16 protein-coding genes are annotated in these 19163 nt (G+C 50.3%); 3 read left to right on the forward strand and 13 right to left on the reverse strand.

Features of this window, described 5'->3' with window-relative positions:
* The 8 genes from T488_RS18390 to T488_RS0116195 form a co-directional block, all read right to left on the reverse strand.
* Positions 1-2216 (reverse strand): cohesin domain-containing protein (locus tag T488_RS18390; protein ID WP_196243340.1); only part of this gene is annotated, 2216 nt, incomplete at its 3' end.
* A gap of 179 nt (positions 2217-2395) precedes the next feature.
* A complete protein-coding gene (locus tag T488_RS0116165) occupies positions 2396-4588 on the reverse strand; it encodes a hypothetical protein (protein ID WP_028521709.1) in 2193 nt (730 codons plus the stop codon).
* A gap of 97 nt (positions 4589-4685) precedes the next feature.
* Positions 4686-5546, reverse strand: a complete 861-nt coding sequence (locus tag T488_RS20215) for a cohesin domain-containing protein (RefSeq protein ID WP_028521710.1) — start codon at positions 5544-5546, stop codon at positions 4686-4688.
* Positions 5547-6079: 533 nt separating this feature from the next.
* Positions 6080-7345 (reverse strand): CapA family protein, encoded by a 1266-nt coding sequence (locus tag T488_RS0116175; protein WP_028521711.1) that lies wholly within the window; start codon positions 7343-7345, stop codon positions 6080-6082.
* 293 nt (positions 7346-7638) lie between these two features.
* On the reverse strand, positions 7639-8643 hold the full coding sequence (gene dusB, locus T488_RS0116180) for a tRNA dihydrouridine synthase DusB (RefSeq protein WP_028521712.1): 1005 nt from the start codon (positions 8641-8643) through the stop codon (positions 7639-7641).
* A complete protein-coding gene (locus tag T488_RS0116185; protein WP_028521713.1) occupies positions 8636-9124 on the reverse strand; it encodes a GtrA family protein in 489 nt (162 codons plus the stop codon). The genes dusB and T488_RS0116185 overlap by 8 nt, the downstream gene beginning before the upstream one ends.
* Before the next feature lie 465 nt (positions 9125-9589).
* A complete protein-coding gene (locus T488_RS0116190; RefSeq protein WP_028521714.1) occupies positions 9590-10063 on the reverse strand; it encodes a pyridoxamine 5'-phosphate oxidase family protein in 474 nt (157 codons plus the stop codon).
* A 119-nt stretch (positions 10064-10182) separates the two neighbouring features.
* Entirely contained in the window at positions 10183-12000 is a 1818-nt protein-coding gene (locus T488_RS0116195; protein ID WP_196243341.1) for a phosphoenolpyruvate carboxykinase (GTP), read from the reverse strand.
* Between the two features lie 510 nt (positions 12001-12510).
* Here T488_RS0116195 and T488_RS0116200 point away from each other — a divergent pair.
* Together T488_RS0116200 and T488_RS0116205 are read left to right on the forward strand one after the other, a co-directional pair.
* Complete coding sequence (locus tag T488_RS0116200) at positions 12511-13953, forward strand: spore germination protein (RefSeq protein WP_028521716.1); 1443 nt, start codon at positions 12511-12513, stop codon at positions 13951-13953.
* Entirely contained in the window at positions 13946-14932 is a 987-nt protein-coding gene (locus tag T488_RS0116205) for a hypothetical protein (protein ID WP_028521717.1), read from the forward strand. The genes T488_RS0116200 and T488_RS0116205 overlap by 8 nt, the downstream gene beginning before the upstream one ends.
* Before the next feature lie 3 nt (positions 14933-14935).
* Here the strand turns inward: T488_RS0116205 and T488_RS0116210 are convergent, their stop codons facing one another.
* On the reverse strand, positions 14936-15409 hold the full coding sequence (locus tag T488_RS0116210) for a nucleoside deaminase (protein WP_028521718.1): 474 nt from the start codon (positions 15407-15409) through the stop codon (positions 14936-14938).
* Positions 15410-15417: 8 nt separating this feature from the next.
* Positions 15418-16581: a CPBP family intramembrane glutamic endopeptidase gene (locus T488_RS0116215; protein ID WP_037298685.1), complete on the reverse strand. Its 1164-nt coding sequence runs from the start codon at positions 16579-16581 to the stop codon at positions 15418-15420.
* A gap of 125 nt (positions 16582-16706) precedes the next feature.
* Between T488_RS0116215 and T488_RS0116220 the strand changes: the two genes are divergently transcribed.
* Positions 16707-17240 carry a hypothetical protein gene (locus T488_RS0116220; RefSeq protein ID WP_037298688.1) on the forward strand — a complete coding sequence of 178 codons (534 nt, stop codon included), beginning with the start codon at positions 16707-16709 and terminating at the stop codon, positions 17238-17240.
* Here T488_RS0116220 and T488_RS0116225 read toward each other — a convergent pair.
* The 3 genes from T488_RS0116225 to nadC are packed head-to-tail and all read right to left on the reverse strand — an operon-like array spanning position 17237 to position 19120.
* Positions 17237-17425, reverse strand: coding sequence for a DUF6472 family protein (locus T488_RS0116225; protein ID WP_028521721.1), 189 nt, complete (start codon positions 17423-17425; stop codon positions 17237-17239). The genes T488_RS0116220 and T488_RS0116225 overlap by 4 nt on opposite strands.
* 30 nt (positions 17426-17455) lie before the next feature.
* The gene (locus tag T488_RS0116230; RefSeq protein WP_028521722.1) at positions 17456-18220 is read right to left on the reverse strand and encodes a Cof-type HAD-IIB family hydrolase; all 765 of its coding nucleotides are present in this window, start codon (positions 18218-18220) and stop codon (positions 17456-17458) included.
* A gap of 60 nt (positions 18221-18280) precedes the next feature.
* A complete protein-coding gene (nadC, locus tag T488_RS0116235) occupies positions 18281-19120 on the reverse strand; it encodes a carboxylating nicotinate-nucleotide diphosphorylase (RefSeq protein WP_028521723.1) in 840 nt (279 codons plus the stop codon).
* Between the last annotated feature and the right edge of the window lie 43 nt (positions 19121-19163).

The following is a 19163-nucleotide window of genomic DNA, read 5'->3' on the forward strand; positions in this document are numbered from 1 at the left end:
TCAGGACCAGTTGTTGTGGTTGTTGTTGTGACATCAGGATTTGAAACGATGATAGCACCGTTTACACCGATGATAAGATCTGAGATATCCTTACCGTTTGTATCGAAGATCTTGAGTGTTCCGTCTACGAAATCAACGGGATATCTTCCGGGAGCTGTACCCTCGGGAACTGTGTAAGTAAGAACAGCTACGTTGTCGCCGTCATTTGCAGCAGCCTGAACGCCTGCAGCATTAGCGAAGTCGAACTTCTTCTTGAGGGGGTTAGCTGTGATGGAAGCACCATAAGCATCTGAACCCTCGATGTTGAAGTAGTTGACACCCTCACGGTTCTGGATATCGAACTGTGCGCCTGCGATAGCAAGCCTTGTGCCTTCCTTGTCAACGACCTTGATGGGAAGCTTGACTGTCTCGCCGGGGTAAGCTGTAACTGTAGCGATCTGCCACATGATACCGCCCTCGGGAGCTGTAACTGTTGTAGTTGTTGTTGTGGTTGTAGGACCGGGTGTTGTTGTAGTAAGTACGTCAACTACTTCGATCCAACCGTCTGTGAATGTAACATTGGAAGTGATGTCAGAGCCGTTTGTATCGCTTACAAACTGCTTGCTCCATGTTACAGGATACTGACCCTTAGGACAATCAACAGGAACTGTGAAGATCAGACTTGCGATCTTGTCGCCGTCATAAGCGGGCTTTCCTTCACCGTCAGCACTTGCGAATGCGAAGTGCATCTTGTCGTTGTTCTTAACGAGTGAGTTGCCATAAGGAGTACCGCTGGCATCCTTATAAGATGTAGGAGCTGTACCCTTTATATCAAACTGTGCGCCTGATACCTTGAGGTCGCTGTCGCCCTTAACGTAAACGTCGAGAGCTACTGTTGCACCGCGCTCAGCCTGTACCTTGGGGATCACCCATTCAACTGCGCCGTCAACAGAACCTACTGTGATAGAACCGTCCTCGAAGATAACATTGCTTGTGATGTTTCTTCCGTCGGTGTCACTTACGAATGCGTCAGACCACTTAACGGGATACTTTCCGTCAGCGCAGTCTGCGGGAACTGTGAAAGTAAGTGTGAAGATTGTAGCGCCGTCAGCTGCTGCCACGCCTGAACCTGCTGCGTTGCCGAAAGCAAATGACTGCTTAGCATCGTTAGCTGTTACAGGAGCACCGTAAGCTGTGCCGTCTGCGATCTTGGAATACTTGACTGTGTCAGCATTGATCTTGAACTGTGCGCCTGCTACAGGAACTGCAGCCTTTGCAGAGTCATCAACTACAGCCTTGAGGGTAACTGTCTCACCCTTGTTAGCCTTGACATTGTCGAGAACCCACTTTACCTTACCGTCAACAGTGGGAGTATTCTTGACAGTGATAGAACCGTCAACGAATGTTACGTTAGAGGTAATGTCCTTACCGTCTGTATCACTTACAAAGCCGTTAGCCCACTTTACAGGGTATGTACCCTCTGCGCAGGTCGAAGGAACCTTGAAAGTGAATGATGCGATAGTAGCGTTGTCAGAAGCGATCACACCGACACCTGTTGCGTTGCCGAATGCAAATGACTTCTTATCATCGTTAGCAACAACGGGAGATAAATAAGCACCTCCGCTTGTTACTGAGCTGTATTCTACAGCTGAATCGTTTTCGATCTTGAACTGACCGCCTGCTACAGATAATGCAGCATTGTCGGGAGCGCTGACAGTTGCCTTGAGAGTTACTACCTCACCGGGAGCTGCTGTCACCTTGTCCAGGACCCAACTGATCTTACCGTTTGCGGGAGCCTTCTTTACGATGATGGCACCGTCGGTAAATGTAACCTTTTCAGTGATGTTGTTACCGTCTGTATCACTTGCAAACGGCTCAGACCACTTTACGGCATATGTGCCTTCTGCGCAGTCTGCGGGAACTGTGTAAGCTACTGTGACAACAACTGAGTCGTCAGCAGCAACGATACCTCTTCCTGCACCCTGACCGAAAGCAAACTTGCCTTTGTTATAAACAATACTTGAACCGTAAGCATCGCCGTCAGTCTTTGAACTGAAGCTTACGGGAGCTGCTGCATCGAGCTTGAACTGCGCACCTGCAACTGCGAGACTCGAACTCTTGACTACTACGGGCATTGTGACCGTCTGGCCTGGAGCTGCAGTTACTGTTGGGATGAGCCATTCTACTTTACCGTCAGCAGCGGTTCTATTAGCAGAAACATCCAGTACTTCGCCCATACTAACGTTAGGCTGCGCAGCAGATACACTGCCGGCAGCACTAACTGACGAAGCAAATGCACCTGCCATGAGCGTTAAGCTCATGGCAACGGATGTAACTGCAGAAAGCAGTTTCTTCATCAGTGCATTTCCTTTCCGAGCGATTTGCTCTATTTAATTAGTACGTACCTGTACTCTCCTTACTGAGGAAGAGTTACAAGCTCAACGATAGCCTTGAGGATTGTTTCTGAGTCAGCAGCTGTGAGCTGAACCTTTGCAGGATCTACTGCAGCGCCGGACTTGTCCTGAGGATCCTTAACGTCGCCGTTAACCTTACCCTGAGCTGTGATGTTAGCGTAAGTAGGATCTGCGAGGAATCTGTTAAGAACTACAACGTCAGCAACGTTTACGTTACCGTCGCAGTTTACATCGCCCCATGTAGGCTTGAGGTTCTGACCGGGTGTAACAACGGGAGCTGTTGTAGTTGTTGTTGTAGGCTGATCAACAGGAGCTGTTGTTGTAGTTGTAGTTGTTGTTGTAGGAGGTGTAGTTGTTGTAGTTGTTACAACACCATCACCAACTGTCAGCTCATAGCCTGTGAAGCCAGCTGAATACTTGTCGCCTGAGCCGCCTTCCTTGAATACGTGGAGCTCATCAGCAACGAGTGAGAGTGTGAACTTATCGCCGTTCTTAGCGTTCTCGGGAACCTTAACCTTGATAACAGATACAGACTCGCCGTTTGTAACTGCTGTAGGCTCACCTGTTGTAGCACTTACAGACATAACGCTGATACGTGCCTCTGCAGGGTTGGGATTAAGTGTAGCACCGCCGAGAGCGTTTGCCTTCTTACCCATCTGAACGAGCTCGAGACCGTCGAGGTCATACTGAGCGTCGAGACCTGCACAAGTGTTGTTGCCTGCATCTACGATGAGGCTGAACTGGAGCTCATCGCCAGCCTTAGCTGTGCCGCTTGACTTGCCTTCCTTGTCAACGATCTTGAAGTTGAATTCCTTATCGCCGACAACAGGAGCTGTTGTAGTAGTTGTTGTGGGCTGAGCAATAGGAGCTGTTGTAGTTGTTGTTCCGGGTGTAGGCTGACCAACTGTGATTGTCATAGGTGTGAAGCCTGCTGAATACTTATCACCGGAGCCGCCCTCCTTGAATACGTGGAGCTCATCAGCAACGAGTGAAAGTGTGTATACCTTGCCGTCTGCAGCGTTCTCGGGAACCTTGATCTTGATAACAGATACAGACTCGCCGTTTGTAACTGCTGTAGGCTCACCGGTTGTAGCACTTACAGACATAACGCTGATACGTGCCTCTGCAGGGTTGGGATTAAGTGTAGCACCGCCGAGAGCGTTTGCCTTCTTACCCATCTGAACGAGCTCGAGACCGCCGAGGTCATACTGAGCGTCGAGACCTGCACAAGTGTTGTTGCCGGCATCAACTACGAGGCTAACCTGAAGCTCATCGCCAGCATTAGCGTTGATGTTGGAGTTGCCGTTCTTATCAACGATCTTGAAGTTGAAGTCCTTATCACCAACAGGTGTAACAACAGGAGCTGTTGTTGTAGTTGTGGGCTGAGCAACAGGAGCTGTTGTAGTTGTAGTTGTTGCTACAGGGCCATCACCCTCAACCTTGATTGTGAGACCCTCTGTCTTGAGGTTATTATCCTCGAGAGAGTACTTACGAGCAGCCTCGCCTGCAGCTCTTCTTGCCTCGATCATAGGAGTCATAACTGTGATCTTCTCATCAGGATCTGTATCATAGTGCATGATATCAACGTGGTATGTACCGGGCTCGATATCAGACTTGAGTGTGATGTCGAAAGCGTACAGAGGATATGCTGTGGATGTTGAACCAGCCCAAGCATAGTCTGCACCGTTGTTCATCCATGAAAGACCGAGGAAGTAGTTATTAGTACCTGCTGACTTCTGTGAAGAATCGCAGCCGAATACATAGTAACCGGGGTGTGTATAGCCGTCCATGTCGTCCATGATACCGCCCCATGTGATGTAACGGTCTGTAGAACCGGAACCTGTTGCCAGAGTTACGTTCTTCTCAGAATCATAATACTTAGCAGTAGGATCAAGAACCTTGAAAGCGATGCTGGGTGAATCACAAGTAAGGTTTACTGAAAGTGAACCAGTATCGTTGTTTGTAGCCTCATCGAGGTACATTGCAGCGGGGATCTTGTATCCGTTTGCGCCGATATCAGACTTCTTAACGGTTATTGTGGAAGAACCGTTAGCCATATCAGGCTTTGTCTCATCATATGTTTTAACATAAAATCCCTTGGTTGCATCTGCAGCGCCTACTGTCATAGGAGCTACTGCGCTAACCATTGTTGCAGCCATACACAGTGATGTGACTGCAGAAATTAACTTTTTCATTTGTAATAATTCCTTTCTTTAGGTTTTTACGCCTATTAATAAAACATAAATTGGGTTTGTATTCCTTTGTAAGGGGGACAAATCAGATAATCTCGGATCAAAGTTCTGTGATCATGTGGAGCAGATATTTCTGGATCTTGAGAGCATCGTTAGATGTAAGACCCTCTGTGTCCTTATCTACATCGCCGTTTGCCTTACCCTGATCTGTGAGGTGCTTGGTATCTGAACCCTTAAGACCGTATTTATCGGGATTTGCAAGACTCTGCATGATAAGGATAGCATCTGCAAGCTCTACTTTTCCATCACAGTTAGTATCGCCCTTAACAATATTTGAAATGGGCTGTGTAGTAGGATCACTACCGATATTAACTGCTCCGTCGGTCACCTTGACTTCGAGCTTGACGGGCTTGCCGTTTGACTCGTAGCCGCATCCGATCTTTCCGTTTACCTGCTTAGAGCCTGAGTATGTCTCACGATCAATAGGCTTGATCGAAAGAGCTGACTTTGTACCGTTCTGAGCGCTGCTTGAAACAGTTCCCTTGATGGTACAGAATACTCCGTCGCCCTTGAGCCAGTAAGAAGAATCATCGGCAGCAGTAGACCAGATCAGGTTGATCGTACCCTCTTTGCTGTTGATCGAGCTCTCGTAAAGATCGCTGAGTGAAGCTGAAGCATCAGCTGACTGAGGTATCTTTGTAACAAGTGCTCCTGCGTCAACGGAAGTGATTGTGAGTACGCTGCTGTCATATGCAACAGCAAAATCGATTGCCTGAATGCCGGAAGATGGAATATCAGCTAACGATACGTCCACCGAGAAAGTCTCACCCGCCTTTACAGTTGTTGTGCCAGCGTTTATCTGCACTGTTTCGCCGGCAGCTGCAACAGGCATAAGTGAGCAGACTGAAAGTGAAAGCATCGTAGCAGCGATAGCTCCGACGACTACCTTTTTTGTCTTCATTATTTTTTCCTCCTTCTTCAATAATGTTATATAACAAAGGAACGGGGTGCCCCTTTAATTATATCGTGTCTTAATGCAGCGGACACATTGTTCCGCCCTCCCTGCAAAACCGTATCACCGATAACGAATGAAAGCCATGCAAAGCGGTCGGCGCGATGCCGCTGCTCAGTCATACAGACGAGGCTTAAGCTGTCCGAGCTGCGGTTTTCGGCGGATCACTTTCGGATCCGGCGTTTGTCCACGCCGCTCTGAAGCTCCCCTCTGCCGTCAGCCTGCGACTGAAAACTACGCTCTGCAGGCAGTGGTTTTGTCGTAAGACGCATCACACTGCCGTGATGAGATACTTAATCCCAAATCTATATTTATTCATGATTTCATTATATATCAGGTCTAAAAAAAAGTAAATAGGTTCATACTGTTTTTGGTATTTTACCTAAACAGGAAAAGTATTTTTTGCACGGTTTGCACAATGATGATTTTCCAGAAAAACCACAGTTAAACGGGATTTCTGAACCAAAAATGAATTTATCAAATTATTTGTCCAACGCACGGAATTCAGCGGGTATCTGCTCCTCGATTATGCGGTTGATGACATCCCATCCGAACTCTGTATATGTGCCCTGAGGGATAGCATAGGGAAGGCCGTGTTTCTCCGCCAGCTCAGGTGAATACTTGCTGTAGGGATAGACCTTCATGTTGGAGAACTCGCTCTCGTAGTGGACAATAGTGGGGATACATTTTACGTTTTCCAGTCTGAGCTCGTTGGTCTCGCCGTCGATGACTATGTCAAAGTCGGGAAGCTCTCCCACAACGTTGAAGTTGTCGGTCTGGGCACAGATGAAGTTGCCCATGCAGTAATAAACGAAGCCCTTTGTGCCGTCGTCGCGGGTTATCCATTCCATTGTCTCCGCTGTATGTGTATGGCAGCCGAGTATCACATCGGCGCCCCAGTTGACCATTTTATTTGCCAGCTCTATTCTGTCCTCGGTGACAACGGTGGTATCGTCCTGACCCCAGTGGGCTGAAACGATGACAGCGTCTGCCATTTCCTTGGCTTCCTTGATCTGGCGTTCAATGACGTCCTCCTCATCATTCTTGATGACTCTCAGGGGAACATCGTCAAGCTGTGCGTCAAAGCCGTTGATGTGGTGGCAATATGCCAGGAATGCGATCTTGACGCCGTTGACCTCTCTGATACGGATATTGTTTGCGTCCTCCTCGTTGAGGTAGGCGCCCAGCACCGTCAGGTCATTCTCCTTTGCCTTCTGATTCCAGAAGTTTATTGACTCCTCAAGTCCGTCGGTACCCATGTCGAGCAGGTGGTTATTAGCCATCGTAATGACATCGAAGCCGCAGTCTATGACCGCATCGGCTACCTCCGGTGGAGAATTGAACAGGAGCACACCGCCCTCGGCACCGCGTACGGGATTGCTCTGTGAGATAACGGTCTCCTGATTAATGATAGCAACATCTGCGTCCTCTATGAGATACTTGACCTCGGAATACATAGGCTTGAAATCGTAGCCGTTGCCGCCTGCGAGAGCCTCTGCGTTCTTGAATACAGAATAATGTATGAGGTTGTCGCCCGCTGCGATCACATGGACCACCTTGTCGGGCGGGAGCGTGGTAGGCTCCTCGGTAGTTTCCTCGGGAAGTGTTGTTTCTGTGTCTGATGATGATGTCTGCGCACCGGTGTCAGCCTTTCCGACTGCTTTGCCCATAGCACAGCCCACGCCACACACAGCAAGAACTGTTACGACAGCGAGCGCACCGATAGCGCGTCCTTTTCTCAATTTCATAAATACTCCTTTGTGAAAGGGCATAAAATCCCTGAAAATATGCCTCTTCCTAAAATCATTATATCACATTATTTTTCATTTGGCAATTACAAATTGTATCAAACTTAAATGAATTTACAACGCGTTTTATATCCATAAAGATTAAATTTCAGCTGCAAACGGCGTATTTACGGCAAATTCTCACCTCCAGCTTTATTCTGTTCCAATATTTGTTTATTCATACGAAGTTTTTCAAAAATTATTGTGCAAGCTGACAGTTTTCGGCTTTTTTGTCCCATATGTATACATCACGATTACATATTGTTAATTTCACGGCTTTTCTGGAGCTCCATGAACTCCTCCGCCAGAGCCTCTGCTTCTGCATAGCTCGAAAGCTGATAGCACCTGCCGCGGAACCTGGCTGAACCGTAGTAACCGTTCATATACCAGGCGGCGTGCTTGCGGGCTTCGTGCATAGCCAGCTCCTCACACTTGCCGCTGAGCTCAAGTATGAGCCTTATGTGCTCAAGCATGACTCTCATTTTCTCGTCCAGTGAGGGCGGTATGTACTCCTCCCCCTTCAGCGCCGCTTCTGTCTCACGGAAAATAAAAGGGTTGCCATAGCTGCCCCTGCCTATCATGACAAGGTCGCAGCCCGTCTCCTCGTACATCGCCTTGCAGGAGGCTCCGTCGGTGACGTCACCGTTGCCTATAACGGGGACGCTTACAGCTTGCTTGACAGCTCTGATGATACCGCTGTCGGACTCGCCGCTGTAAAACATATCTCTTGTACGCCCGTGGACTGCTATGGCAGCCGCTCCTGCGCTCTCCAGCGCCTTTGCCATTTCGGGAGCGTTTATGCTGTCGGAGTTCCAGCCGCTGCGTATCTTCACGGTAACGGGAACATCTCCCGCAGCCTTCACCGCAACCTCTGTTATGGAAGCCGCCAGCTTCACGTCCTTCATCAGCGCCGAGCCTGCCCCCGTACCAACTACCTTGGGAACTGGGCAGCCCATGTTTATGTCGATGATGTCCGGGGCGTACTCCAGAACTATCTTCACAGCCTCAGCCATGAAGTCGGGCTCGCTTCCGAAAAGCTGCACCGCCATGGGACGCTCCTCGTCGGTGACCGTACAAAGCTCCGCAGTCTTGCGGTCGCTGTAGCATATTCCCTTTGCGGAGACCATCTCGCTGACAACATAGGCGGCTCCGTACCTCTTGCACATGAGCCTGTACGCCCTGTCCGCAACTCCTGCCATGGGAGCCAGTGCGGCAGTCCTCGGGATAGTCACCCTTCCTATTTTAATAGTATCACTCATTAGTATCCTCCGCCGGCTTGTCCTTGTTTTTGAATACAAAGACTTTGCTGAGGACGTAGTTTGCTATTAAGATGATCACCTGACTGAGGAAGGTGATGATGGTCTTGTTCACACCCAGCCAGTCACAGCAGATGAGGAATATAGCTTCCTCCATGACCAGAGTGGCAAATCTCGCACCGAAGAATGAGGTGAAGACCTTCCAGAACTCCTTTGCCGTAGTGGTCTCGTTCTTGAATACGTACTTCTTGTTGGTGAAGAAGGCGAAGGTAACTGCGCATATCCATGAGAACACAACGCCTGCGGTGCTCTCCCACTTGGGCTCGCCGGGAACAAGCACAAAGATAAGCAGCTTGGTCACGATGGACACCGCTGTGGTGAGTCCGCCGAAAACCAGGTACAGCCATTTCTCCTCATATTTGTAATATATCTTTTGCAGCGGTTCCGGAAGTATCGAAACGCACCACTTTATGAATTTTTCCATTATATCTGTCCTTTCAGAAATTCAATCGCCTTTATATAATAGCAGTTTACGGACAGAATTTCAAGTCTTTTCATATGATTTTCATGGAATATCCCACTTTTTTCGTAAAAAAGCCCACTGTCGCTCCACTATAAACAAACGATATAAACAGCAAAAAGCGAACAGTTTTCAGCGAGATTTTACATTTTGGAGATTTATAGTCCAATTACGAAGGTTAAATTTATGCAATTCAGCAATAAAAATCAACTGCATATACTTGAAGTAAATTTATTTGTTAATATTACACTAAAAAACCGGCAGTTTTTTGTGCCAAATCCGAATTGTAAAAACTTACAAAATATGCTATAATACATATCGGAATGTATTTGATGTATTCCATAGTGTGTTCAATTAAATAAAGCTCTGTTTTCATTCCACGGCTAACCACTGCGGAATATGAAAAGCTCCCCTTTTCGGGGAGCTTTTTTATTTTTCGTGTACATTTTTTCCTGTCATGTGCTCTATGGTAAGAGCTACCATCTGCACGCGGCTGAATGCCTTTTCGATCTCGGTGTCAACTTCCTCCACTGTGGGGTAATACTTCAGTCCCAGTCTCTTTGCGGCGTCCAGAGCGGTCTCCTTGTCTGTCACCAGCTCAGCACGTCCGAAAACAATAACGCTGGTGAAGTACCAGGACCAGTCCTCCTTCTGACAGCCGTCATTCAGTACCGTGAAGCAGACCTTGTCACAGGCGCGTATGGCGTCCAGCTTGTGGCCCTCCTTGGCACAGTGGAAATATATCTTCCCGTCGGCGTCGTTGTATACGAAGTCCATAGGCACTCCGTAGGGATAGCCCTCATCGCCAATAACGGAAAGCACTCCCCTCTTGGCAAGGTGGAGTATCTCAAGGCACTCTCTTTCGGAGACTGCCTGCTTATATCTTCTCATGTCTCTGAACATATTATCAGCTCCTTTATTTTACGAATATATCAATGATGTCATTTCTGCCCGTTGATACAACGAAGGGCTGCCGCACTGCGACAGCCCTTATATTTGCAAGTTACCCTATCTTACGGTAATTACTTGTTGAGGTTAGCCTCGATAACGTCGAGCTCATCGTAGAGAGCCTGAGGAATGTTTCCACCCTTAGCCTTGATGTCCTCGTCATAGTATCTTCTCATCTCAGCGATCTCCTTCTTCCACTCTTCCTTATCAACTGTAAGGAGCATCTTGAGTGCGTCGGGAGTTACCTCGTCCTCGATTCCCTTGAGGTTGATGTCCTCAGCCTTGGGAAGGAATCCGATAGGAGTCTCAACAGCGTCAACCTCGCCCTCAACTCTCTTGATGATCCAGTCTAGAACTCTCATGTTGTCGCCGAAACCGGGCCAGAGGAAGTTGCCCTCGTCGTCTGTTCTGAACCAGTTTACGTTGAAGATCTTAGGAGCCTTGCTGCCGAGTCTTGCGCCCATCTCGAGCCAGTGTGCCCAGTAGTCGCCTACGTTGTAGCCGATGAAGGGCTTCATAGCCATAGGATCGTGACGGAGCACGCCTACTGCACCTGTTGCAGCAGCAGTTGTCTCGGAAGAAACAGCTGATCCGATGTATGTACCGTGTGTCCAGTCAAATGACTGATATACCAGAGGAGCAGTTGTTGCACGTCTGCCGCCGAAGATGATAGCAGAGATCGGAACGCCCTCGGGATTGTTGAACTCAGGTGAGATGCAGGGGCAGTTCTTAGCAGGAGCTGTAAATCTTGAGTTGGGGTGAGCCAGCTTGTTGCCTGCTGCTGTATAAGCCTCGCCGTCTACCTTCTCGCCCTTCCACTCTGTAGCGTCCTTGGGAGGATTCTCTGTGAGCTTCTCCCACCAGGGAGTATTGTCGCTGTTGTCGAGAGCTACGTTTGTGAAGATAGCGCCTTCCTTTGTACAAGCAAGAGCGTTGTAGTTGGACTTAGCGTTTGTTCCGGGAGCAACGCCGAAGAAGCCGTTCTCGGGGTTGATAGCGTAAAGTCTGCCGTCCTTGCCGGGCTTCATCCAAGCGATATCGTCGCCTACTGTGAATACCTCATAGCCGGCCTTCTTGTATCCCTCGGGGGGAATGAGCATTGCCAGGTTGGTCTTGCCGCAGGCTGAAGGGAATGCAGCTGTGATGTACTTAACTTCGCCGTTGGGCTTCTTAACGCCCAGGATAAGCATATGCTCAGCCATCCAAGCCTCGTTCTTGCCCTGGAAGGAAGCGATACGGAGTGCGAAGCACTTCTTGCCGAGGAGTACGTTTCCGCCGTATGCAGAGTTGATGGACCAGATTGTGTTCTCCTCAGGGAACTGAACGATGTATCTCTTCTCGGGATCAACGTCAGCCTTGGAGTGGAGACCTCTTACAAAGTCATCGGAAGTATCACCGAGGTTCTCGAAAGCCTGCTTGCCCATTCTTGTCATGATGTTCATATTGAGAACAACGTAGATAGAGTCTGTTACCTCTACACCTACCTTAGCAAGAGGAGAACCGATAGGTCCCATTGAATAAGGGATAACATACATTGTTCTGCCCTTCATAACGCCGTTGTACATAGGTGTAAGGAGAGCCTTCATCTCATCGGGAGCCATCCAGTTGTTTGTAGGACCTGCGCCCTTCTTTTCCTTTGAGCAGATGAATGTTCTGTCCTCAACACGGGCAACGTCGTTAGCGCGTGTTCTGTGGTAGAGACAGTTAGGATACTTCTCGGGGTTGAGCTTGTACATTTTGTCCCAGCTATCGTCGGGAAGAGAAGTTACCTCCTCGATAAGAGCGTCGATCTGCTCCTGTGAGCCGTCGATCCATACTACCTTATCAGGCTGACAGAGAGCTACCATCTCGTCTACCCACTTTAATACGTTAGGGTTCTTAGTCAATGACATTGTATAATACCTCCTAAAAATTTATCATTTCAGAGCGGTGCGCACACACCGCAAAACGGAATGTCAGGCAAAAGCCAAACGTTCCTCTGATACTATTATATCTGTTTTTTGTCAATGTGTCAATAGAGATATGTTATATTTTGACGGTATTTTTTCGGAATAGCAATATTACCGATAAATATTGCATTTCATGGGGTTAACCCTCTGCAACCACAGTCAAACGGCGATGATACGTTGAGAGTGATATATAAAAAAATGCACGTTGTTATATTTTTGTCAATGTTTTTGCGTTGAGCGGCTTCTCAATGAGTTGAATAAAAGAACTTCCTTCCGTAAAGCTCTGCGTTGGCGATTACATTTTTCGCAGACACGTTAAAGTTCGTTTTCTGTCAGATAAAGATAATCTGAATTGCAGGGACGCACAGTGTGCGTCCCTTTTTTGTGCGGACGATATTGCCGCCGAAGGTATATTCCCGACAGTCCCGCGCATAATAGGGACGAGGTGAGATAATGGAGAAGAAACAACTGCTGCCCTCTCTTGACCGCAGTATAGACGAGATACGCCGCATTTCCGGCGGCTCCTCGGACGTGCTCATAAACCGCTTTGTTACGGGCGGTATCCACTGCGCTCTGCTCTGCTGCGAGGGCATGGTGTCCACGTCTGTCATAACGGAACTCATATTCGAGCCCATAACCGAAATACCGCCGCAGAAGAACGCACAGGGACTCTTTCACTATATAAACGAGGAGCTGCTCCTCTCCACCGACCGCCCTCAGGCGGAGGATTACGATACGCTGTTCCGCCTGCTGAATTCGGGCTTTGCGGTACTTATCGCCGAGGGAATGACCTGCGGACTTGCCTTCGGCGTTCAGGGCTACAACACAAGGGGCGTTCAGGAGCCATCGGGCGAGGGCAACATCATGGGTGCCCACGAGGGCTTCACCGAGACTATCCGCACCAATATGTCGCAGATACGCAGGAGAATGAAGTCCCCCGAGCTGGTCATGGAGCTTTTCATCAAGGGTGAAAAAAGCAGCACCGACCTGTGCCTTTGCTACATGAAGGACAGAGTGCCGGAAGCGCTTATGGAGAAGATACGCTCCTCCCTTGAGGGGATAGAGCTGGAGGCTATCCTCACCACGGGCTATATACGTCCCTTTGTGGAGAACGGCAGCTTCGAGCTTTTCAGCTCCACAGGCACCACCGAGCGCCCCGATGTGCTGTGCTCCAAGCTTATCGAGGGCAGGGCTGCCATACTAGTGGACGGCGTTCCCTACGCTGTCATCATACCGCGGCTGTTCTGCGAGAGCTTCCAGACCCTTGACGACTACGCCTACAAGCCCTACTACGCCACATTCATACGCTGGCTGAAATATGCTGCCTTCCTGACGGCGGTGCTGCTGCCTGCATTCTATGCCGCCATTGTCATGTACCACCCCGAGCTTCTCAACAGCACCCTGTTCATGCTGCTGGTGGAGGCTGAGAAGAAGGCTCCCCTGTCAATAGTCACAGAGTCACTGTTCGCTCTGCTGATGTACGAGATGATAAGGGAGGCGGGAGTGCGGCTTCCAAAGCCAACGGGTGGGGCGGTCAGCATAATCAGCGGTCTCATCATCGGTGACGCCGCTGTGAACTCGGGGCTGGTGAGCACTCCCCTGCTGACCATGACCGCGCTGGCGGTACTGGGCGGACTGGTGGTACCCGAGCTTGAGCCCCAGATAACGGTGCTCCGCCTTGGCTTCCTTATAGCAGGAGGAGTCCTTGGACTTTTCGGCATTAGTCTTCTTGCCTGCGCGGTGCTGGTGAATATTTGCGCCACCGAGGACTACGGCTTTCCCTACACCGCTCCCATATCACCCTTCAGGGCAAGGGGCATGAGCGATACGGCGGTCCGAAGCGGCATAAAAAAGCTCCAGAGCCGCGGCTTCACTGTGGAGGAATATCATGAATAGCCTGTCGAAAAATCAGCTCTGCGCACTGCTCCTCATCACGGATATGTTCGGGCTGTGCTGCATGAGAGGGAGCATCTCCGCTGCCACACTTTGGGGAGTCCTGGGCGGCACCGCATTGCAGTTCCTCTTTGCTCTTGCCTTCGCCGTTCAGAACAGGGAGCTCTCAAAGACGGCGGAGGTCTTCTTCCTGCTGTATGCTCTGTTCTGCGGAGGCACGGTGTTCTCGGAGCTGTGGCGCACAAGCGGCGTTATCTATATCCCCTATGAGAGCGGCCACGGCATATGGGGACGGCTCCTGACTGCGGGGCTTGTGGCGGCGGTGTGCCTTTATATCTCCTCAACGGGCATGAAGTCCGCAGGCAGGGCAGCTGTCATCGCAGCAGCGGTGGGGATATTCTGCCTTGCCGTAGACCTTGCCAGCGCCGTGGTCAATGCGGACTGGCAGAACCTTTGGCGTCCCGAAAGGAGAAGCACTGCCGCAGAGCTCATAAGGGGCTTTGCAGTCAGCGGCGGTCTCGGCAGCTTCGCGGTCTTTCTCGGAGAGGTGCGGGGCGACAGGGTAAAGACTGCGGTAAGGTATTTCACGGCAAAGGCGGTCATATCCGCGGCGGTGCTGCTGACCGCTCTTGCGGTGGCAGGGGGCATAATGCCCATGACGGAGTTCCCCGTCATCACCGCGGCACAGCTTTCCCAGCCCTTTGAGGCGCAGCGCATAGACTCACTGTTTCTGGTGGTGTTCTCGGTGTTTGCCGTGTTCGCGGCGGCGCTCCAGGTCATGACGGGAGCCTTTCTGCTGAGGCACATATCCCCCTCATTCAGGCGGTGGAAGAGCACTGCCGTAATAGTCCTCACCATAGCCGCGGCTCTCCTCATGCAGGGGCGGGAGCTGCTGCTCCTTCGCGCGGCGGCTGAGGCTGCGGCGCTTCTCACAGCTGCATTTTCGGGCAAAAAAATATCCGCCGAAAATATCAGCGGATAGGTATCATTCCTTCTGAGCGCTGCCGCTCTTTTTTATGCGAAGCTGTCGGAAAAACTCCGAGAGTATCCCTGCGCACTCCTCCTCCATGACTCCTCCCGTTACCTCGGGACGGTAGTTATAAGGCAGTGAGAACATTTTCTGCACGGAAACGGCTGAGCCGCTTTTTGCGTCATAGGCTCCGAAGATAACGTCGTCGATACGGGCGTTGATTATGGCTCCGCAGCACATGGGACAGGGTTCAAGGGTGACGTATATGGCACATTCGGGAAGCCGCCAGCCCCCGAGTCTGCGGCAGGCGCTGTCTATCGCCATGAGCTCCGCATGGGCAAGAGCATTTTTGGCTCCCTCGCGCATATTCCTTCCCTCGCCGACTATCTCGCCTGTGGCCTTTTTCACCACCACGGCTCCCACAGGGACCTCTCCCTCGTCGAAGGCTTCGCGGGCAAGCTCCAGGGCGCGCTTCATGTATTTTTCCATTGTATCACCTAAAGTACGAACTTGATAATTGCTGCCAGAAGGCATATCGATACGGCAGCGGGAATAGGAAAGCTCCTGAATGCGATGACAAGTCTCTCTCTGAGAGTTATCTCGGAGCTGTATGCCGCCATTCTGTGGCTGTCCTTTTTCTTGTTGAAGATGTAGAGCATTACCACACCCAGCGCACCGATGATGAAGAATACAAGTATGAATGTATTTCGCTTCAGGTACATGGTGTCGGGCGAGCCGTATTCAAGTATCACCAGCGCAAGGCGGTACATCTTGAATATCACCTGTACGAATATGGCTGTGAATATGGATCCGCTCCTGAGCATTCCCACGGAGGCGACTGCCGAGATCATAAGTGCCGAGGGCAGCTCATGGATGTCCTGAACAAGAAGTGCGGACATTACCGAGGTGATTATAACTGCGAAAACATCACCGAACTGTCTCAGGGCGCCGAAAACAGCTCCGCGGAAGAACAGCTCCGACATTGCGGAAATAAGCACGATGTCGAATATGGTGTACAGCACGAACTGCTCCTGGCTCCATACGGAGACATCGGCGTTGATGCTTCGGAAATAATCAAAGACCTGCCTTGTCCTGTTGGTGTAGATGTTGGGCAGACTGGTAACTGCGCTGACCGCCATTGCCATGCAGATAGTGCCTATAAGATCTGAGGCATGGTTGAGGGAGGTCATGAACTCCACACGCCGCGGCATTTTCATTTTCCTGTGTATGTAGGCTGCGGGAAGAAGTATCTTCACGATGTCGGTGACTATGAGAGCGGTGATTATCTCGCCGCTTCCGCCGTAGGGAACTGTGCTAAGAAATGACGTGTGTATATCAAAGCCGAGTGCGTCAAATACTGCAACGATAAGCTTGCTGAATATATTATCGGTCACGATCCACATGAGCATAGCCATACCGGCTATGTACATTATCCTTCCGATGATCTTCTGTTCGGTAGCCGAGGCTGACTTTTTCTCAAAGCCCTTGCCCTCTACGAAGACGCTTTCCTTGCGGTTGAGCTTGAAGTTGAAGGCGTATGGATTCTCTTTGTTCCTGCGCCACGCTCTGAACTTTTCGTTGTATGTATCATTCTGTGTCGAATAGTCGAACTGATCAACCACGTTGATCATCGTTTCAGCTGAGGTGTCAGTGAGATCCATTTTGCTCACCTCCTACAATTTCTCAATATAATCTTAACATATTTCAGGGGAAACAGTGTAGATATTTTAGAGTAATTATGTGAATAAATTGTTAATTGAACAAAATAATAAAGAAAGGCGCAATAGTGAAAAAAATAAATTGTCTTGCGGCAGCTGCCGCGATATTGCTTGGTCTCACGGGCTGTGAGCAGGGCAGGATACAGGAAAAAGGCTACCTGAGAGCTGCCGCGGTCACAGAAAATAATGATACTTTTCTCACACTTGGACTGTTCTCACAGGAGAAGACCGTTACCGCTTCGGGAGAAAACATCGCCTCCGCAAGAGACTCCGCAGAGCTCATGACGGGGCAGGAAATATTCACGGGCTATACCGAGCTCCTCATCGTGGACGGTGAGGACTGCCGCGAAATACTGGGGTATATGCTGAATGAATGGAGGGTGTCTCCCTCCTGCATGGTGGTGTACAGCAGCAACGGCAGCGCCCTCATGAAGGAGCTTGGTGCGGAGCAGCTCATCGGTATGACCGAACAGGCTGTGAAGCAGGGACGCGCTCCGAAATGTGACCTGATAACGGTGCTGACGGAGCTTTGCAGCAGCGGCTCCGCAGAGGTGGCTGAGCTTGCCCCTGACGGCTCCGCAGGCAGCCATGTCATATATTAGTTCTGGTGTCTTACCACTCCGTACTCGTCATCGAGGCGGTAGTAGGGACAGGCATAATTGGTGCCCTGAAGGAACCTGTACATCTCGTCCTCGTCAAGATTGACCATACAGACGTAGCAGTCGTAGTCATCATCGTAGACGTAATTGGTGCAGGTCTCGCAGTTTGTGGCTTTATTCTTTTCCATTTTTGTCAGCTCCTATCTGTTCCCCGGCTGTCAGCCGAGTATCTCTCTTTCAAGCCAGAGGGCAACTCCGTCCTCGTCATTTGACTCAGTGACCTCGTCGGCAATGTCCAGCACTTCATCAACGGCGTTGGCGACGGCAACTCCCGTACCGCACAGCTCCAGCATTTCCATATCGTTCCTGTCATCGCCGAATGCAATGGTGTCATACAATGCGATACCGCATTTCTCCGCAAGAGCGGTTATAGCTGCGGTCTTGCCTGCGCCCTTCGGGAGAAATCCGTACCAGTTCTCGCCGCGGTAGCACTGGAGCTTGCAGCCGAACTTCTCCGCTATCCTCCGTGCAGTTTTCTCCGAGGAGAGCTCTGCGACTATCTTGCTGCCGCCCTCATTCAAGGGCTTGTCGTACTCCCGATAGACTGCCTTGTGAAGCTTTTCCGACTCCGCAATATGCCTGCTGTTCCAGTATACCGTCTTGCCCTGTGCCACTGTAACCTCGGTACCGGGAGCCGCTTCCAGGAGCGCCGCTACGATGCCGTTAGTCTCCTCAGCCGTAAAACAGCAGCTGTAGATACATTCGTCCCCCGAGTGTATGAGAGTGCCGTCGGTAGTTATCTCGTAATCGGGTTTGAGCAGTTCGATGTACCGCTCTGCTCCTATCCAGTATCTGGCTGTTGCAATGGCAAAGGTGCAGCCCTTTTCTCTGCACCTTTTCAGCACATCAAGTGTTCTTTCCGATATTGTTCCGTCTGTTTTAAGCAATGTGTGGTCCAGGTCTGTGAGTATCAGCTTTTTCATGGAGTTACCTGCTTTCAAAAACAGGCGCACATATTCAGACTTCCCTGTGCGCCCGTTGAATTATTTCTTTATCTTCATGGAAATGTCGAAGCACTTTACCGAGTGGGTAAGAGCTCCAAGTGAGATTATATCCACGCCTGTCTCGGCAACGGAGCGGATATTCTCGGCGGTCACATTTCCCGAAGCCTCCAGCAGTGCCTTTCCGCCTGCAATGGCAACTGCCTCCTTCATCTCGTCGCAGCTCATGTTGTCCAGCATGATTATCTCAACACCTGTCTCCAGAGCCTCGCGGAGCTCGTCAAGTGTACGTACCTCCACCTCTATCTTCACGGTATGTCCTATCTTTTCGCGGAGAGCGTTCACAGCCGCAGTTATTCCGCCGTAAGCGTCGATGTGGTTGTCCTTGAGCATTGCCGCATCGGAAAGGTTGAAGCGGTGGTTCTTTCCGCCGCCCACTGTTACCGCATACTTCTGCAATGCGCGGAGTCCGGGAAGAGTCTTTCTCGTGTCGGTAACGGCTGCCTTTGTGCCCTTTACCAGCTCAACGCACTTGTTTGTGGCAGTTGCGATGCCCGACATATGCTGAAGGAGGTTCAGCGCTGTTCTCTCGCCCTTGAGGAGAGTGAGAGTGCTTCCCTCAAGCTCTGCGATGATGTCGCCCTTCTGCACCTTTGTGCCGTCCTGAAGGAGTATCTTAAAGTCAACGTCGCCGCCTGCAAGGTCGAATACTCTCTTGGCAACCTCGATACCGCAGACAACTCCCGTATCCTTTGCAACGTAGTAAGCGGAGCTCCTGTGGTCCCCGGGGATAAGGTTATCCGCAGCGGCGTCGATGTAGTTTATGTCCTCCATAAGAGCAGTGGTGATTATATTGTCAACATAGCATTGTAAAAGCTTCATGGTAATCTTCCTTTCTGTTATTAATCGGAATTTAACACCTGCG

Origin of the sequence: Ruminococcus flavefaciens ND2009 (assembly GCF_000621785.1) — a bacterium.
Taxonomy (GTDB): domain Bacteria; phylum Bacillota; class Clostridia; order Oscillospirales; family Ruminococcaceae; genus Ruminococcus; species Ruminococcus flavefaciens_C.

What these genes read in the sequence shown, in the direction of transcription:
- T488_RS0116175 (WP_028521711.1), bottom strand. Translation starts at nt 7,345, where the DNA reads ATGAAATTGAGAAAAGGACGCGCTATCGGTGCGCTCGCTGTCGTAACA.
- T488_RS0116225 (WP_028521721.1), bottom strand. Translation starts at nt 17,425, where the DNA reads ATGGAAAAGAATAAAGCCACAAACTGCGAGACCTGCACCAATTACGTC.
- T488_RS0116185 (WP_028521713.1), bottom strand. Translation starts at nt 9,124, where the DNA reads ATGGAAAAATTCATAAAGTGGTGCGTTTCGATACTTCCGGAACCGCTG.
- nadC (WP_028521723.1), bottom strand. Translation starts at nt 19,120, where the DNA reads ATGAAGCTTTTACAATGCTATGTTGACAATATAATCACCACTGCTCTT.
- T488_RS0116195 (WP_196243341.1), bottom strand. Translation starts at nt 12,000, where the DNA reads ATGTCATTGACTAAGAACCCTAACGTATTAAAGTGGGTAGACGAGATG.
- T488_RS0116215 (WP_037298685.1), bottom strand. Translation starts at nt 16,581, where the DNA reads ATGGATCTCACTGACACCTCAGCTGAAACGATGATCAACGTGGTTGAT.
- T488_RS0116205 (WP_028521717.1), top strand. Translation starts at nt 13,946, where the DNA reads ATGAATAGCCTGTCGAAAAATCAGCTCTGCGCACTGCTCCTCATCACG.
- T488_RS0116230 (WP_028521722.1), bottom strand. Translation starts at nt 18,220, where the DNA reads ATGAAAAAGCTGATACTCACAGACCTGGACCACACATTGCTTAAAACA.
- T488_RS20215 (WP_028521710.1), bottom strand. Translation starts at nt 5,546, where the DNA reads ATGAAGACAAAAAAGGTAGTCGTCGGAGCTATCGCTGCTACGATGCTT.
- dusB (WP_028521712.1), bottom strand. Translation starts at nt 8,643, where the DNA reads ATGAGTGATACTATTAAAATAGGAAGGGTGACTATCCCGAGGACTGCC.
- T488_RS0116165 (WP_028521709.1), bottom strand. Translation starts at nt 4,588, where the DNA reads ATGAAAAAGTTAATTTCTGCAGTCACATCACTGTGTATGGCTGCAACA.
- T488_RS0116210 (WP_028521718.1), bottom strand. Translation starts at nt 15,409, where the DNA reads ATGGAAAAATACATGAAGCGCGCCCTGGAGCTTGCCCGCGAAGCCTTC.
- T488_RS0116190 (WP_028521714.1), bottom strand. Translation starts at nt 10,063, where the DNA reads ATGTTCAGAGACATGAGAAGATATAAGCAGGCAGTCTCCGAAAGAGAG.
- T488_RS0116200 (WP_028521716.1), top strand. Translation starts at nt 12,511, where the DNA reads ATGGAGAAGAAACAACTGCTGCCCTCTCTTGACCGCAGTATAGACGAG.